General features: G+C 54.8%; 16 protein-coding genes, 1 tRNA gene and 1 CRISPR repeat array. Of the genes, 9 read left to right on the forward strand and 8 right to left on the reverse strand.

Features of this window, described 5'->3' with window-relative positions; genetic code table 11:
* Positions 1–10: 10 nt before the first annotated feature.
* From casA to cas2e, 7 genes are read left to right on the forward strand one after another with little or no spacing between them, the layout of a single operon-like run.
* Positions 11–1,633 carry a type I-E CRISPR-associated protein Cse1/CasA gene (casA, locus tag NXS13_RS08700; protein ID WP_259289638.1) on the forward strand — a complete coding sequence of 541 codons (1,623 nt, stop codon included), beginning with the start codon at positions 11–13 and terminating at the stop codon, positions 1,631–1,633.
* Positions 1,633–2,214, forward strand: coding sequence for a type I-E CRISPR-associated protein Cse2/CasB (gene casB, locus NXS13_RS08705; protein ID WP_259080171.1), 582 nt, complete (start codon positions 1,633–1,635; stop codon positions 2,212–2,214). Before casA ends, casB begins: the two co-directional genes overlap by 1 nt.
* 15 nt (positions 2,215–2,229) lie before the next feature.
* Positions 2,230–3,369, forward strand: coding sequence for a type I-E CRISPR-associated protein Cas7/Cse4/CasC (gene cas7e, locus NXS13_RS08710; RefSeq protein WP_259289639.1), 1,140 nt, complete (start codon positions 2,230–2,232; stop codon positions 3,367–3,369).
* Positions 3,370–3,373: 4 nt separating this feature from the next.
* Complete coding sequence (gene cas5e / locus NXS13_RS08715; RefSeq protein WP_259158745.1) at positions 3,374–4,078, forward strand: type I-E CRISPR-associated protein Cas5/CasD; 705 nt, start codon at positions 3,374–3,376, stop codon at positions 4,076–4,078.
* A gap of 14 nt (positions 4,079–4,092) precedes the next feature.
* Positions 4,093–4,737 carry a type I-E CRISPR-associated protein Cas6/Cse3/CasE gene (cas6e, locus tag NXS13_RS08720; RefSeq protein ID WP_259289640.1) on the forward strand — a complete coding sequence of 215 codons (645 nt, stop codon included), beginning with the start codon at positions 4,093–4,095 and terminating at the stop codon, positions 4,735–4,737.
* 6 nt (positions 4,738–4,743) lie between these two features.
* Positions 4,744–5,709: a type I-E CRISPR-associated endonuclease Cas1e gene (gene cas1e, locus NXS13_RS08725; protein WP_259080165.1), complete on the forward strand. Its 966-nt coding sequence runs from the start codon at positions 4,744–4,746 to the stop codon at positions 5,707–5,709.
* Positions 5,706–6,056, forward strand: a complete 351-nt coding sequence (gene cas2e, locus NXS13_RS08730) for a type I-E CRISPR-associated endoribonuclease Cas2e (RefSeq protein WP_259289641.1) — start codon at positions 5,706–5,708, stop codon at positions 6,054–6,056. The genes cas1e and cas2e overlap by 4 nt, the downstream gene beginning before the upstream one ends.
* A 70-nt stretch (positions 6,057–6,126) precedes the next feature.
* A CRISPR array of direct repeats spans positions 6,127–9,511; the repeat unit is 28 nt; unit sequence GTTTTCCCCGCACGAGCGGGGATGATCC.
* Positions 9,512–10,195: 684 nt separating this feature from the next.
* Here the strand turns inward: cas2e and NXS13_RS08735 are convergent.
* A tRNA-Leu gene (locus NXS13_RS08735) sits at positions 10,196–10,280 on the reverse strand.
* A gap of 90 nt (positions 10,281–10,370) precedes the next feature.
* On the opposite strand from NXS13_RS08735, the gene NXS13_RS08740 reads away from it, so the two are divergent.
* Entirely contained in the window at positions 10,371–10,769 is a 399-nt protein-coding gene (locus NXS13_RS08740) for a hypothetical protein (RefSeq protein WP_259080159.1), read from the forward strand.
* Positions 10,770–11,120, forward strand: coding sequence for a DUF3817 domain-containing protein (locus tag NXS13_RS08745; protein ID WP_259289642.1), 351 nt, complete (start codon positions 10,770–10,772; stop codon positions 11,118–11,120).
* A gap of 39 nt (positions 11,121–11,159) precedes the next feature.
* Here NXS13_RS08745 and rdgB read toward each other — a convergent pair whose 3' ends face one another.
* The 7 genes from rdgB to NXS13_RS08780 form a co-directional block, all read right to left on the reverse strand.
* On the reverse strand, positions 11,160–11,765 hold the full coding sequence (gene rdgB, locus NXS13_RS08750) for an RdgB/HAM1 family non-canonical purine NTP pyrophosphatase (RefSeq protein ID WP_259289643.1): 606 nt from the start codon (positions 11,763–11,765) through the stop codon (positions 11,160–11,162).
* A gap of 1 nt (position 11,766) precedes the next feature.
* Positions 11,767–12,498, reverse strand: a complete 732-nt coding sequence (gene rph / locus NXS13_RS08755) for a ribonuclease PH (protein ID WP_259080152.1) — start codon at positions 12,496–12,498, stop codon at positions 11,767–11,769.
* A gap of 22 nt (positions 12,499–12,520) precedes the next feature.
* Positions 12,521–13,288 (reverse strand): MBL fold metallo-hydrolase, encoded by a 768-nt coding sequence (locus tag NXS13_RS08760; protein ID WP_259289644.1) that lies wholly within the window; start codon positions 13,286–13,288, stop codon positions 12,521–12,523.
* Between the two features lie 67 nt (positions 13,289–13,355).
* Entirely contained in the window at positions 13,356–14,174 is an 819-nt protein-coding gene (murI, locus tag NXS13_RS08765; protein WP_259289645.1) for a glutamate racemase, read from the reverse strand.
* 25 nt (positions 14,175–14,199) lie between these two features.
* Positions 14,200–14,829: a rhomboid family intramembrane serine protease gene (locus tag NXS13_RS08770; RefSeq protein ID WP_259080148.1), complete on the reverse strand. Its 630-nt coding sequence runs from the start codon at positions 14,827–14,829 to the stop codon at positions 14,200–14,202.
* Positions 14,830–14,837: 8 nt separating this feature from the next.
* A complete protein-coding gene (locus tag NXS13_RS08775) occupies positions 14,838–15,791 on the reverse strand; it encodes a P1 family peptidase (RefSeq protein WP_259080147.1) in 954 nt (317 codons plus the stop codon).
* Positions 15,791–16,333 carry a DUF2017 domain-containing protein gene (locus tag NXS13_RS08780; RefSeq protein ID WP_259289646.1) on the reverse strand — a complete coding sequence of 181 codons (543 nt, stop codon included), beginning with the start codon at positions 16,331–16,333 and terminating at the stop codon, positions 15,791–15,793. The genes NXS13_RS08775 and NXS13_RS08780 overlap by 1 nt, the downstream gene beginning before the upstream one ends.
* Between the last annotated feature and the right edge of the window lie 5 nt (positions 16,334–16,338).

A 16,338-nucleotide genomic window follows, 5' to 3' on the forward strand; every position in this document is an offset into this window, starting at 1 on the left:
GGAGGTCGTTATGCACCAACAGTTCAATCTAATCGACGAAGAGTGGATCCCGGTTTTAAGGAAAGATCTCACCGTAGATTCAGTCAGCCTGCGCTCACTGTTCCAGCTAAGCGATGAGATCATTGATATCTCCTGCGAGCTACCCACGATGCACTTCGCGGTCTTTCGCATCTGTCTAGCTATTCTTCGACGCAGTGTCGACGAACCTATGCATGAAGACCCTGAAGAATACTGGTCAGACCTATGGCTCAACCGAGGTTTACCTAACAAAGAAATCGACGAATACCTCAATTCGGTACACAATCGATTTGACCTTCTCGATCCTGAAAGACCCTTCCTGCAGACCCCTCATCTTCGCACTGCAAAAGGCGAATGGAAAGACCTTAATATACTCATCACGGACAGTCCTGGGGAGGGCTCGCTCTACCAGCAACGCGATTCCAAGCTACCCCTCAGCTACGCAGAGGCGGCACTGTGGCTCATCCACGCTCATGCCTACGATTACTCTGGAATCAAGTCCGGAGCTGTAGGAGATTCTCGCGTTAAAGGGGGCAAAGGTTACCCCATGGGAATCGGCTGGACCGGGTGGCTCGGTGGCACAATTATCAGAGGTCACACGTTAAAAGAAACTTTGCTTCTCAATTACGCCACTCAACCTGATGTTGATCGATCTAAGGATCTGCCCATTTGGGAGGAGCCCCCTCTCTCAGCGGCTGCCCGCCCGACAGCGGTTGCCCACGGTCAACTCTCACTAATCACATGGCCACAGCGTCGAATTCTGCTCCGAAACAACGGGGAAGCGATCGACGCGGTACTGATAGCCAACGGCGATCCAGTAGATTATCTCAACCAACTACAATACGAGACCATGACTCCGTGGCGTTATTCCAGGCCACAGTCCCAAAAGGCCAAGCGCCCAGTATTTATGCCCAAAGCACTTAGCGCCGAAGAAGCATTATGGCGTGGGTTCCAGTCCTTTCTTCCCCAGGTGGCAACTGGGCGCGAGGTGATCGAGAATTTCAACATAAAGGATCAGATCCCTTCGGTCGAACCTCCTGAAACTGTCACCCAGTTGGGTGCAAGAATTGGCCGTCCACTCCCCGACGATTTCAGCCTCAACGTGACCGTGGCAAGTGTTGTTTATGGCAACCAATCCGCATCAGTTTCAACCATCGTTGAGGATAAGCTTACTTTTCCAGCGTTGATAACCACAGTCGAGGGTGCTGGAGTTCGGGATATAGCCGAGACCGCCGTCATGAGGACCTTGGACGCTATTAGCACCTTCGGACAATTTGCTGCGAATATCGCACGCTCCGAAACTGACAGCATGGATGCTCCTGCTATTGCTCGAGATTCTGCCCGGCTAGTAGCCTTCTCACTCGTGGACTCCCGCTTTCGCACCTGGCTCAGCGAGCTCTCTATTGATCATCATCACGCAGAGGAGCAACTCCAGCGCTGGACGGACGAATTACGCGCGCTCATTCTCGAAGAGGGACGGACCCTGGCGGCCCATGCCTCTCCGAATGCTTGGCGCGGTCGCAAAAAAGACGACACTATTTATAATCTTGGCCAGTCCGAAGCTTGGTTCAGATCCAAAATTTTTAAGCAACTACCTACAAAGGAAGGAGAATAATGGCTACTCAAGCTGATCAAGTTTCAACATTCGTCTACCGCACTGTTGAGCGCCTGCAGAAAAAGTACCTAGAAGGGTCGCCTAGTGCCAAGGCAGATTTGGCTTCATGGCGCAGGTCTGCCAGTAAGACTGTCGGAGAGTCACCAGAGACGTGGGCAGTCCTCGCCGAAAATTTCCCAGAATCTCTCGTTGGACGGGGACAGCACCCCTCCGCAGCCGAGCAAGCCGTCTTTACTGCGCTGACGCTCTTCGCAGTCCACATGCAGTCTAAAACCAGACCAATGCACGTCAAGGACAATGGGCTTGGCACTGCGATGCGTACTCTTGCCCGGACTAACGAAGCTGACCTTTTCGAAAGCTCACTGTTTCGCCGATTCACATCCGCTACCCAAGCGCAGACTGTAGAGGCAGCTAGTTACCACCTTCGTACTCTGGTGTCTTTACTACGGAGTAAAGACATCCCGCTCGACTACGGCCGGCTAGCGCGGGAACTCTACCTCTTTCAATTTCCCGACAGTAGAAAAGCTGTCCAACTTGGTTGGGCTCGCCAAATATACCGCTTCACCAATCCTGAATCCTAAGAAAGGTTTCCTCTCATGTCTCACCTCTATATTGATTTCCACGCTATCCAAGCCGTTGGACCCGCGAATATCAACCGCGATGATTCGGGAGCTCCAAAATCCACATTCTTCGGAGGCACTCGTCGCGCGCGAGTATCGTCACAAGCCTGGAAGCGCGCTATCCGCAAGGATTTCGAATCTAAGCTCGACATTGACGACCTCGGCGAACGCACTCTCCTAGCCGTAGACCGTATTGCAGCCAATATCGCAGCGAAGAACCCCGAACTCGCGGACACCTCTGCAGAGCTTGCGGCAAATGTACTGAAAGCAGCTGGCATTAAGCTGCAAGTTGCTAAAAAGAGCAAGAAAGATACCGAGGATGGTGCTCCCGAGAGACAAGTCACTCAGTACCTCCTTTTCCTTGCCCGTAAGCAAATTGAAGCACTAGCTGATTTAGCAATCAAAGCTCATACCGAAAATGGTGGGCAGATCACAAAGAAGGACGCCAAGAAGGCCGTCGAAGATAAACACTCCATCGATGTTGCCCTATTTGGCCGCATGATTGCCGATGCCCCTGATCTAAACGCTGACGCGTGCTGCCAAGTAGCACATGCGATCGGAGTCCATCCCCTTGAGGCCGAATTCGACTACTTCACGGCTGTAGACGATAACGCCCCAGAGGATAATGCTGGCGCTGGGATGATCGGGACCATTGAATTCAATTCCTCTACTTTGTATCGCTACGCCACTATCAATGTGCCTGAACTCGTCAAAACTCTAGGCTCGGTATCCGCTGCTGCTCGTGCCGTGGCAGCTTTCTGCGATTCCTTCGCCGTGTCAATGCCCACGGGCAAGCAAAATACTTTTGCCAATCGCACCCGACCCGAATTCTTCGCTGTTTCACTCCGTGCCGATCAGCCGGTCAACTTTGTCGATGCTTTCGAAGACGCAATCACCTCGCGATCTAACCGTATGAAGGAAGCCGTTGATCGCCTCACTGAGCACGCAATTTCCTCCGATACTGCCTATGGATCCGAGAAAACCCACTCCTTCTATTTGGCCACCGGATCAGCGGCCAAGGGATCCCACCTTGAAAATTTCGGCGAGGCTCACACGCTCCCTGAGATCGTCCAGCTTGTAGAGGCCGCTGTTCTTGATACCGTAGACCAGAGCTAAGACCATGACGGTACTATTACTAAGATTTGCAGGTCCGCTACAGGCGTGGGGTGATTCTTCCCGCTTCGTTTACCGGACGACTAGGAGCGAGCCGACTAAAAGTGGTGTCATTGGTCTTTTGGCCGCAGCTCAAGGCCGGTCGCGGGCCGATGACGTCAGTGATTTGGTAGGCCTTCGCTTGGGAGTACGAGCCGATCAAGCGGGAAAATTAATCAAGGATTTTCAGACCGAAATTGACTGGCGTAACAGTAAAGCGAAACCGCTTACCTATCGCCACTATCTCGCCGACGCGAAATTTCTCGTGGGTATTGAGGGAGAAAGGGAGTTGCTTGAAGGTTTGGCTGAAAGCATCAAAAAGCCCGCCTATCCCCTTTTCCTCGGTCGACGCTCATGCACTCCGACAGGGAAGATCGTGCTGGGATTCAAGGAAGATACTCTCGATGACGCTCTCGATCAGCACCCGTGGCTAGCTGCGGATTGGTATCGCCGTAAGCAACCTCAAAGTCTCAGGCTGCCCATATCGACGGATTGCGAGGTTGGAGACAAGCCCGATGAGTTAATCCGGGATATTCCTATCAGTTTTGGCTACGAAAACCGTAAGCACGCACTTCGACCAGTACGACACCGGCTCTCTCCTCCGATTCCAAACCCGGATGGGATCCCTGTTCGTGATCATGATCCATTCGCCCTTGTAGGAGGTGCTCAGTGAACTATCTCAGCCGTATGAAGCTTAACCCACAACGACGGGCGACGGGAAAACTGCTCAGCAACCCGCGAGCTATGCACGCTGCAGTTGAATGCTGCTTTCCCACACACTTCGAAGACCAGAATCCGCGCTCCTTATGGCGGCTGGAGCGCAACCAAAGAGACGTAACCTTATGGATGGTCAGCAACCGCGTTCCATCCTTTGAACATTTGCAGGAACAAGCTGGGTGGTCTCAGGAAGTGACCTGGGAAAGCCGAGAATACGATCAGTTCCTCGATCGCTTACTCACTGGTCAGCGTTATCGATTCCGACTACGTGCAAATCCCGTCAAGGAAACCTTTTGCAGCGATGACAAGAAGCGCCGAGTACCACTCCAGCGCGAAGATGACCAAATGCTCTGGCTGATGGAACGCGCTTCACACCTGGGCGTTTCACTCGCAGTAGGAAGCGATACCGAACAGCCGAGCTTCTTTGTCGGCGACTCCACAAGTATTCGATTTAGACACGAAGAGCGCACGGTCACTTTGCAATCCTGCACTTTCGAAGGTGCCCTGGAGGTGACCGATCCAGATTTACTGCGTTCGACACTTATCAGGGGTGTGGGTAAAGCTAAGGCATATGGTTTCGGTCTGGTTACGCTAGCCCCGCTTAGGGAAGGTTAGGTACCTATGAGTATCCCAGGTATGAAGCCAACAGAGTCAAGTTCGCTGGTGCGAGCGGACGATCGCTTAAGCTTCCTGTACTTGGAGCATTGCACAATCGCGAAAAGCTCATCTGCTCTTACTGCCACTGACGAAAATGGCGTTATACATATCCCGAGCGCTGCACTAGCTGTGTTGATGCTCGGGCCTGGGACTCGGGTGACACATCAAGCGATGACAACCATTGCCGATTCTGGCATGAGCGTCATCTGGGTGGGAGAGGAAGGCGTAAGATACTATGCACACGGCAGGCCCATAGGGCGTAATACCCGCCTACTAGAAGCCCAAGCTAAAATTGTCTCCAATCAGAGGCTCAGACTTCAAGCTGCTCGCGCAATGTATGAGCTGCGCTTCGACGGCGAGGACACCTCGGGTTTGACTATGCAACAGCTGCGCGGACGGGAAGGGGCTCGCATTAGGCGGCTCTACCGCGATATGTCTAAACGCTACGACGTACCTTGGGATAGACGCCAGTACGATCTGCATAACTTTTCCTCAGGAGACCCAATAAACGTCGCGCTCTCAGCCGCTCATACGTGCTTATACGGGCTAGTACATGCCACCATCGTGGCCCTCGGATGCTCTCCTGGCCTCGGAATCATCCATACCGGTCACGACCGATCATTTGTCTATGACATTGCTGATCTATACAAGGCCAGCATAACGATACCCATTGCTTTCGAGTCTGTCGTTGCTATGCACGATCTGCCCTTCTCGCTCGACGATTTACCCACTTTCACTAGAAAGTCATGCCGCAATGCCTTCAAGCAGAACCGTCTTAGCGTGAAAATAGTAGAAGATCTAAAAACTCTCTTAGTTCCTGAAGAAGCTAAATCGGACGATGACAGTTGGTTTGAAGATCAGATCATTCAACTCTGGGATGACAGACAGCAGCGGGTTGCAGGCGGAACCAACTATGAGCAGCAAATATGATAACCATCGTCCTTAGCTCATGTCCACCCTCTTTACGGGGACATCTAACTAGATGGTTGAGCGAGGTTTCTGCAGGAGTCTTTGTGGGAAAAGTAAACCCGCGGATTAGAGATAAGCTGTGGGCGCTAGTAACGCAGGAGTTAGGCAACGGCCGAGCCATCATGACGTTCACCACTCGCGAATACGAACAAGGGTATGGATTTCGAGTTCATAATCACGAGTGGGAAATAGTCGACGTGGAGGGTGTCAATCTTGTTCGCCGTCCTAGCAAGGCGCGCCGGGCGAAAGAGGTAAAGCCAAAAGTGGGCTGGTCTCGTGCTGGCAGGAAACACCGATTTCGGCGCTAAAGTGATTCGGCGACGGCTTAAATCCAATGTAAACTGCTATTGAGGTTGATAAACGTGCACCATACGTGGTGTTTTCCCCGCACGAGCGGGGATGATCCGGACACATCGGGGGTGTCGGTTATCTCTGCCCCGTTTTCCCCGCACGAGCGGGGATGATCCGCGTCTACTCGTGCAGCTTCTTCGACATATGGCGTTTTCCCCGCACGAGCGGGGATGATCCGGGCACTCGCCACGCTACCTACTCACCGAAACCGTTTTCCCCGCACGAGCGGGGATGATCCGTTACCGCAATAGGCTCAACGCCGCCGAGACGAGTTTTCCCCGCACGAGCGGGGATGATCCCGTCATCATCTCATCATCGACAAGACTTCTAAGGTTTTCCCCGCACGAGCGGGGATGATCCGAAAGGAACACATGAGAACCCCGAAACATCAACGTTTTCCCCGCACGAGCGGGGATGATCCAGAGGCGTTGGGCGTTCTGCTCAACGCGTGCGAAGTTTTCCCCGCACGAGCGGGGATGATCCTCTGACCAGATGATTGAGTATAAAAATTGGCGCGTTTTCCCCGCACGAGCGGGGATGATCCGCAGCGGATACACCTACGACGAGGCCACCATCAGTTTTCCCCGCACGAGCGGGGATGATCCGCACTACATCTACCCAAAAGGATACCATGACCAGTTTTCCCCGCACGAGCGGGGATGATCCGGGCTCGGGGGCTTTGGGGGTTTCGGGGTAGTGGTTTTCCCCGCACGAGCGGGGATGATCCGGTATGGCAGTAGATCGGAAAATCTACCCCAAAGTTTTCCCCGCACGAGCGGGGATGATCCGGTCTGCACATGCGTGCAGTGGTCATAATGAATGTTTTCCCCGCACGAGCGGGGATGATCCGCGTCGCTCCGCACTTGTTGTACAAGTCTTTATGTTTTCCCCGCACGAGCGGGGATGATCCGTCCAAACCAAGGAGAAATACCTCCCAAGCGATGTTTTCCCCGCACGAGCGGGGATGATCCTTGTGGCTTCAATCTCACCAATTGAACGACTTAGTTTTCCCCGCACGAGCGGGGATGATCCGGAGGCACTATGCGCTACCAGGTCGCCACACACGTTTTCCCCGCACGAGCGGGGATGATCCGCAGTCCCAGCCACAGACACAAGGAGCAGATCCGTTTTCCCCGCACGAGCGGGGATGATCCTCTCCATGAATTCCAGGGAGTCGGACAGCCCGCGTTTTCCCCGCACGAGCGGGGATGATCCGCTGTGTTCTAAGCGATTCGTGGTAGGCGGTGAGTTTTCCCCGCACGAGCGGGGATGATCCGTACCACGACCAGTACATGGCCGAAGCCCGCCGGTTTTCCCCGCACGAGCGGGGATGATCCGGCGGGCAGGTCGACTGTGGCCTTGTGCCAGGAGTTTTCCCCGCACGAGCGGGGATGATCCGCGCTGCAACCCGCTCAACAAGCGTTTTAAGCTGTTTTCCCCGCACGAGCGGGGATGATCCGGGTAAAAAGACCCTTGAAGTGCTGAAACAAGCGTTTTCCCCGCACGAGCGGGGATGATCCGCAGGGTCTAACTAAACCCATCGCGGGCGTAGCGTTTTCCCCGCACGAGCGGGGATGATCCGATTTGATGATGTATGAGGTGCAGAGCCCTGAGGTTTTCCCCGCACGAGCGGGGATGATCCGGAGACACCATGCGCTACCCATTTGCGAACCACGTTTTCCCCGCACGAGCGGGGATGATCCTGAAGCACGAGGGCTGGCAGATAGGCCGCAAAGGTTTTCCCCGCACGAGCGGGGATGATCCGAATAGGATCACGATGAGAACGAGAAACCCCAGGTTTTCCCCGCACGAGCGGGGATGATCCGCCCTTGAACTCACCGACAGTCAGGTAGCTCAAGTTTTCCCCGCACGAGCGGGGATGATCCGCCTCGTAAACAAGCCCCCAAGGTAACCGAGGAGTTTTCCCCGCACGAGCGGGGATGATCCGTGTGACGGGGAATTGGCCGTCGAGAGCTGCGAGTTTTCCCCGCACGAGCGGGGATGATCCGCATTAGCGAAACCAAAAGTACGGCCGTCGCCAGTTTTCCCCGCACGAGCGGGGATGATCCTTAGGGCGGAAATCAGAATACGGCGGGATACCGGTTTTCCCCGCACGAGCGGGGATGATCCGTTTTCGACTGCATGTTGCTCATGTGGTTCAGTGTTTTCCCCGCACGAGCGGGGATGATCCGTTTTAGGCGTATTGACGCGCGGCATTTTGGGAGTTTTCCCCGCACGAGCGGGGATGATCCCGGCGGTTCGCCTCCGCGTCGCCGTTTCCCCACGTTTTCCCCGCACGAGCGGGGATGATCCGTTCCGATCTTCTTATGAATTGGTGGGAGGACAGTTTTCCCCGCACGAGCGGGGATGATCCTTTTCGCTACCAGAGCAGTCGTTTGAGCCAGCTGTTTTCCCCGCACGAGCGGGGATGATCCTAAATGCCGTTAATGAGCTGTGTAGGTGGCAAAGTTTTCCCCGCACGAGCGGGGATGATCCTCACGACCTCATCTATAGGGGGGGTGCAGTAGAGTTTTCCCCGCACGAGCGGGGATGATCCGCGACGCGGCGCGCCCACTGCACAGCCTCCCAGGTTTTCCCCGCACGAGCGGGGATGATCCGACGACTCAACTCCGGGCGGAAAACCCTCAAAAGTTTTCCCCGCACGAGCGGGGATGATCCAAGTGCACGTAACTCACCCTCAAGTGCGTGAGAGTTTTCCCCGCACGAGCGGGGATGATCCGAGACTGCAAGCAATCCCAGCTAGGGTTATTTGGTTTTCCCCGCACGAGCGGGGATGATCCGCCGATCAACTCACTGACTGCTATCGCTGGCCTGTTTTCCCCGCACGAGCGGGGATGATCCGTATATTGCCGCGCAGTTGTAGACCCTCAGGCAGTTTTCCCCGCACGAGCGGGGATGATCCGACTCATCAACGACCGGCGCGCCGTCATATTTAGTTTTCCCCGCACGAGCGGGGATGATCCTAGTGAGCGTCCCACCTACCGACCAAAACGTTAGTTTTCCCCGCACGAGCGGGGATGATCCTAAGGCGCTTAGGCGGGCGCGCGGGTAGTTCGTGTTTTCCCCGCACGAGCGGGGATGATCCGAGAGGGAAACCTCAAAACCTCAAACCAAGGAGGTTTTCCCCGCACGAGCGGGGATGATCCGTAGCATCCAACAACGCCCGATACGCCATAACCGTTTTCCCCGCACGAGCGGGGATGATCCTCTACGCTACTACCGTCGGGGGGAGTAGGCTGGGTTTTCCCCGCACGAGCGGGGATGATCCGCTCGAAAAACCCTAAAAACGACCCGTCCACGGGTTTTCCCCGCACGAGCGGGGATGATCCGTGTCGTTGATCATCTAGCTGCATAAATAGGACGTTTTCCCCCGCTTAAGCAGAGATGATGCTCGCCCTTGTTACGACGATAAAACTCTTCTCCCCCAGCGGTCGAGCCCCAGTTCTTTCAGAGAAAGAACCTCAACACTATGTTCGATCGCCGTAAATCTCTTTCGAGAGTTCGGTCGATAGAACGCTTCAAGGTTTCGCCGTAGCAAAAATTTTACAATCTGTAGCCCTTCTAACTTAAGCACCTCAAAAGGTAAGCAATATTTTCACAAAACCACTCATCTTACAAACAGTTCAAAGGCTATGACTAAATAACTACATACGTGTACGAATACCTGAGACATAGAGAAGAAAGTCTTCCAATATCGTTATGTAGCAAAGCGAAGTCTCCTAAAATTCTGCACTGCAAACGGTCGCATGCTAGGTCTCAAGACCATTTAGACTTGAGGCAGAGAAACCCGTCTAGAGGCTGAGCATCCCTTAATGCATAGGCTCACAGGAGAAGCATTTTTTCAAACCTAGCATCTTCTCCGAAACTCGCTAATTAGTGCCGACGAATTGTGGATCAGATGCGAGGTGAAGCCCTGAACGCTATCGATTCTGCACCGCAGCCCAAAACTGCCCCCAGGAATTACCGTTGTTGATATCACAGCAGCACTGCAAACCTGCTACATCGACGTGATTAAGTCTACTCCTTCACGCAAAAAGCCACCCCGTGTCTATGACACAGAGTGGCATTAAAGCTGTGGTGCGCCCGGGGAGACTTGAACTCCCACGTCCTAAGACACTGGAACCTAAATCCAGCGCGTCTGCCAATTCCGCCACGAGCGCGTGCTTGGATCATTGTACAGGCCACATGCGAGGTGATCAAAATGGCTCTGCCACGTCTAGGTTTCTCAGTATTTGATACTCTTAAATATTGTGAGTATCAACCCTGATCCCGTTCCGAAACTACGCGTGAAGGCGTGGCACGTTATTTTCCTAGCCCTGCTAGTCATTGCCACTTTCGCCCTAGCGTGGTGGCAGTGGACGCGTTTTCAGTCTGGTTCGGGCACCTTCCAAAATTTGGGCTACGCTCTGCAATGGCCATTTTTTGGCTTCTTCTTCGTCTACGCTTATCGCCGCATCCTACAATACGAAAATGAGCGCGCGGAGGCCGCCCATCGTGGTGAGGAATTCGTCATTGAGAAGCAGCAGCCTACTGTTGATGCCATCGATGAGGAGTTTTTACCGCAGTGGCATCAGCCCTCTGTGGAGGAATTTAATGAGCTTGTCCAGCCGCGCAGGGTGCGGCCAGATTCAAGAAATGAGGACATATAGATGACAGCACCACGGGTTCACCCCGAGCGCCAGCGCCGTGTGAAGCAAGCTTTAACTTTCTTTTCCATTGCTGCGTGGGTCACTGGCACCTGGCTTCTTTTGCTCACAGCGCGCATGATCGCAGAGTATCTTTTGGGGATGGACGTGCCCATGTGGATGCACTATATCGGTCAGATTCATGGGCTGTTTTATATGGTGTACTTACTGGCCACGTTGAATCTGGGAACGAAAGCCCTGTGGCCGCCGCTTCGCTGGGTGGTCACTGCCCTTGCTGGTGCCGTGCCTTTTTTGAGCTTTTTCGTGGAGCACTGGCGCCGCAGCGAGGTTAAAGAGCAATTCGATTTGAATTAAAAACCAAAAATCCGCGACTTATAGTGGTCGCGGATTTTTCTATGCGCTGATCTCCCGGAGAATAGGAAGTAGCTTCTGTAGCGCCCTCGCACGGTGGCTGATGTGGTTTTTCTCAACCGCACTCAATTCCGCGCTGGTTCGACCCTGGGCGTCGTCGGGTAGGAAGATGGGATCGTAGCCGAAGCCGTTATCACCGCGGGGGCTGGTGGCTATGCTTCCTGGCCAATATCCTTCTACGAGGTATTCCTGCCCGTTTGGATCAACGAGCGCGAGAACGCTGTGGAAGGCCGCTTGCCGTCGCTTGAGCGGGGTATCCTTTAGCTGCGCTAGAAGCAGCTCATTATTGGCTTGATCGTTCCCGTGCTCTCCGGCCCAGCGGGCAGAGAGCACTCCTGGGCATCCGTTGAGTTCGGCGACCGCGAGGCCAGAATCATCGGCGAGAGTCATGATCCCCGTGTGGTGCACCCCGGCGCGCGCTTTGATCAGTGCGTTATCGCTGAAGGTACGCCCGTCTTCAACTGGCTCCGGATAGGGATCGACATCGGACAAAGTACAAATATCGATAGTCTCGAGGCCCGCGGCACGTACAAGATTTTCGAGTTCCTCACGCTTTTTTGCGTTATGCGAGGCCAGCAGGATACGCATATTAGAGTCCGAGGGCGGCTTTTTGAGCGGCAATGAGTTCTTGGCAGCCTTGTTCGCCGAGATCCATTAACTGGTTAAGTTCTTCACGGCTGAAGGTATTGTGTTCGCCAGTGCCTTGGATTTCCACGAAGCGTCCACCCTCTTGCATCACGATATTCATATCCACATCAGCGCGGGAATCTTCCTCATAAGGGAGGTCGAGGAGGGCATCACCGTCGATGACTCCCACGGAGATGGCCGCCACGGGAGCCAGGAGAGCGTTTCCGATGCTGGGATCAATTTGTTTTAAGTGGGTAATCGCGTCCGCTAGGGCAATATAGGCGCCCGTGATGGAGGCGGTTCGGGTACCACCGTCGGCTTGGAGGACATCGCAGTCAATATTGATGGTATTTTCGCCCAGTGCTCTAAGGTCGATGGCTGCGCGGAGGCTGCGACCAATGAGCCTGGAGATTTCGTGGGTGCGGCCTTTGACTTTGCCGCGCATGGATTCTCTCGGCATCCGCTCGTGAGTGGCGGCAGGAAGCATGGAGTACTCCGCGGTAAGCCAGCCTTCGCCGGAGTCGCGTTTGAAGCGGGGTACGCCACGTTCCACGCTGGCGGTGCACATCACCCGGGTATTGCCAAATTCGATGAGTACGGATCCGGCGGGGTTGGAGGTGAATCCGCGGGTGATTTTTACTGGTCGTAATTCGTGGGCTTGGCGGCCGTCGGCACGCGTGATAGGAGCTGTCATAGTAAACGAGTCTAGCGCGTAGCTATATCTCGAGTTCAAGGAAGGGTCGAGCAAGCTCAATCGGGCCATGGTAGTGCGCGGCGGCAGCCCGGCGCGTTGCCTCCCAGTCGACCCAGGGAGGAATATGGGTGAGCAGCAGCTTTTTCGCTCCAGCTTGGGTGGCAGCGCGTCCTGCTTCGGCGCCACTCATATGCATTTCTGTGACCTTGCCATCAGAGCTCTCCCCCCACGTGGCCTCGCAGATGAAGAGATCGGCCTGATCAGCGGCGGCGATGAGGTGCTCATGATAGGCAGTATCACCTGAGTAGGCTATGACCGCACCCGTTGCCTGGTCCTCAACGCGTAGCGAATAGCTCTCGCTGGGGTGAATTGCTGGATAAGGGGTGACGTGGAGTCCACCAATTATTTCTGCGTGGTGGGCCTGCCAGGCGGTGAAGGTGAAGGTATCACCCATATCATCGATCTGGCCTGGTTCGTTGGCACTTAAAATTCCAAGCTTTTCGGGGAGAAGTCGAGGGCCCGCGCAGATATGATGGGAGTGGGCAGCACGCTCGGGGTGGTAGCGTCGCCAGACCATGAGTGAGGGAAAGTCCAGGCAGTGATCGGGGTGCAGGTGAGAGAAGACCACATGCGCCTCGCTCGGGTTCTGTAGGGTCTGCAGATTGCCAAGTACGCCAGGACCTAAATCCATCACTACGGCGGACCCGGCGGTGGCTTCCACGAGGTAGCCGGAGGCGGGATTACCGTGCGCCCCCAGGCTTCCGGAGCTACCGAGAACTGTAACCTTCATAGATCAACTTTCCCATGTTTTTTCTACCGACAACAAGAAAAGTCCTGCATATGTGGGAAATTTAGCTTTATCTATGCGAACTGACGCACGTCACATCTGGCCCGAGAAAACGCGCAGCTAACTGCTGAAATTTCTCTGGATCGCCGGTTGCCTCAAAGACTCTTGTGGGATGGTCGGTGCTGGCGAGGAGATTGCGCTGCGACAGAGTTCGCATCACATCCTTGGCGGTTTCCTCCGCCGAGGACACCAGGGTAACTTGGTCCCCGATGGCGAGTTGGATCACCCCAGAAAGCAATGGGTAATGGGTGCAGCCAAGCACGAGGGTATCCACTCCCGCTGCTTGGAGCGGCTCTACATAAGCCTCAGCTATTCCGAGTACTTGACGTCCATAAGTAATCCCACGTTCGACGAAGTCGACAAACCGAGGGCATGCTTGGGCATAAGCCTCTACCTGGGGATTAACAGCAAAAAGATCTTGGTAGGCCCCTGAATTGATGGTACCGACGGTTCCTATGACCCCAATCTTTCCATTGCGGGTGGTCGCTACTGCGCGGCGTACGGCGGGTTGGATTACTTCAAGGACGGGAATGGCATATCGTTCTCGAGCATCACGCAGACAGGCAGCCGAGGCCGTATTACAGGCTATGACGAGCATTTTGCAGCCCCGCTCGACGAGTTCGTCGGCAATAGCGAGCGCGTGTTGGCGCACCGTGGCAATGGGCAGTGGGCCGTAGGGGCCATGGGCTGTATCACCTATATAAATCACGGACTCACCAGGCAGCTGCTCCATGATGGTGCGGGCTACCGTCAGTCCTCCAACTCCGGAATCGAAGATTCCGATTGGTGCATTGGCGTCAGGGGTTGCAGTCTGTGATAAAGAAGCCATATCTGTCTCTACTATTTTCATGGGTTTATGGATTGATTCGGACAGGTTTTCTGGCGGGCTTAGGGTCATCGGAAACGATGGTGGCCGCTGCTAAGAATCCCCCAAGGGCTCCAAAGAGGTGCCCCTGCCAGCTAATCCATGCGGCGGTGGGAAATATTCCCCAGATCATTCCGGAGTAGCTCAGCCCCAAAACGACTCCTACCACCACTTGGCCAAAGGATTTATTAAAAACCCCTCGAGCTACGAGGTAGACCAGCCACCCGTAGACTAATCCGGAGGCGCCTATATGCACGGTGCCCATCCCACCGGTAATCCATACTCCCAGTCCGCCGACGAAGATCGTGATCATGGTTACTTCGACGAAGACCCGGTAGCCGGAATAGCCAACCAAGAAAGCAAAGATGGCGCCCGGAACAGAATTGGCAATTAAATGGCTAAAGCTTCCGTGGACAAAAGGCGCTGAAAGGATCGAAGCTACGGAGGAGAATTCTAGGGGGCGAATCCCCAGATAGGCCATATTCTTAGGAAACAGGAGGAGGCCGATGATCTGAACCGACCAAATCAGTACTAAAAAGGAGCCTGCCACAATAAGGCCTTTTTTCACGCTTCTGACTGGTCCAAAAGTTTCTGCTGGTTGCCGCATCACATTGCTCATGGTACGCGCTATTGTACCCGCAATAAGCTCACGGTCGGCAGTGAGAAGGCAGGCTGCGCGTGGAGGAGGGCATCAAGGATTGCCGCTGATACGACCTGCGCCGCCGCAGCCGATAATTCACCCATCATGGCGATATCCACGCCAGTATCTGCGCCAGTGGATAGGCAGAAGAGAGTGTCTCCATCGAGCGGCGAGTGGGCTGGCTGAATAGCTCTGGCAATTCCATCGTGGCCCACCATAGCGATCCTCTTTGCTTGCGCTTTGGTGATGGGAGCGTCGGTGGCGATGACACCGATGGTGGTATTGAGCTTACTGAGCAGCGGTTTGAGGGCGGCAAATTTTTGTCTATCCACCCGTATCGAGGGGTCCGCATAGAGTTGGCCGGTATTCGGATCGGCCACTCTACCAACTGGATTAGCCACAATGCCGCACGCAATACGCCACTGGTTATCTGGACCTACGTGCATGCTGGCCTGGCCGAAGCCGCCCCGCAGCACCCCAGCTGTGGCGGCCACTCCCGCACCGATAGATCCAGAACGCTGATCCTTGCCATCCTTGAGCGCTGCTTTAGTGGCAGCGATTCCATCCTCTTTGGTGGGGCGGTGATGTGGATCGCCAACGAGGAGATCAAAGATGACTGCTGCTGGCACGATGGGGACAATCGGACCGGGAACTTCTGGTCCTAGGACGGGGAAACCGATGCCTGCCTCTTCGAGGGCCGCCATGACACCATCAGCAACAGCTAGACCGTAGGCTGATCCCCCACTTAATGCGATTGCGTGGACGCGCTGCACTGTGTTGTGAGGTTCGAGGAGATCAGTTTCTCTCGTTCCCGGCCCCCCACCACGCACATCTACTGCACAGGTGGCGGAATCGCGGGCAATAATAACACTGCAGCCGGTATCACCTAGGCTTTGATGGGCGATGGCGATGCCTGGGATATCGCTTAAAAAGCCTCCCATTAAGCTTCCCCCATCACGGCCTGGAGCAGGCTGTCTTGGTTATAGGCGAGCCACTCCACGATTTGATCACGGTCGCGGCTTTCATCAGGTTGGGCGATCTCGCTAGCGGCAAAGAAGAGCCGAATATCGTTGAGAGCACGTAGCCATAGAAGTGCCTCTGGTTCAGAGAGCTTGATATGCTCTGAGCCACCCGGGCCAATCGCATGAGAGATTGCGCTGAGCCCAGCGAGCTTCTCCTTGGTAATCTCGGTTTCGTTGAGGGCGCGTAAGAGGCCATTATCACCCTCGTATTCCTCATCACCCTCGCGCTCAAAATCGGGCAAGAGACGGGCCAGTCCCGGGTCCTCTGGAGCCACGGTATGACCTGAGGGCATGCCGGTGAGCTCCGCCAGTTCATCCTTGGGCGCCGATTGAGCCCGCTCGATAAGGGCTTCAGCAACAGTCGCGGCGAGGTTGCCTAGAATCTGGCGTTCATGGACTTCGAGTTCGCAACTAAATGAAACGCCTTTGAGGAGAGATTTTTTCTTTTTCCACGCGTGCATAACCC

The organism is Corynebacterium sp. ES2730-CONJ (assembly GCF_024834055.1).
Lineage (GTDB): Bacteria > Actinomycetota > Actinomycetes > Mycobacteriales > Mycobacteriaceae > Corynebacterium.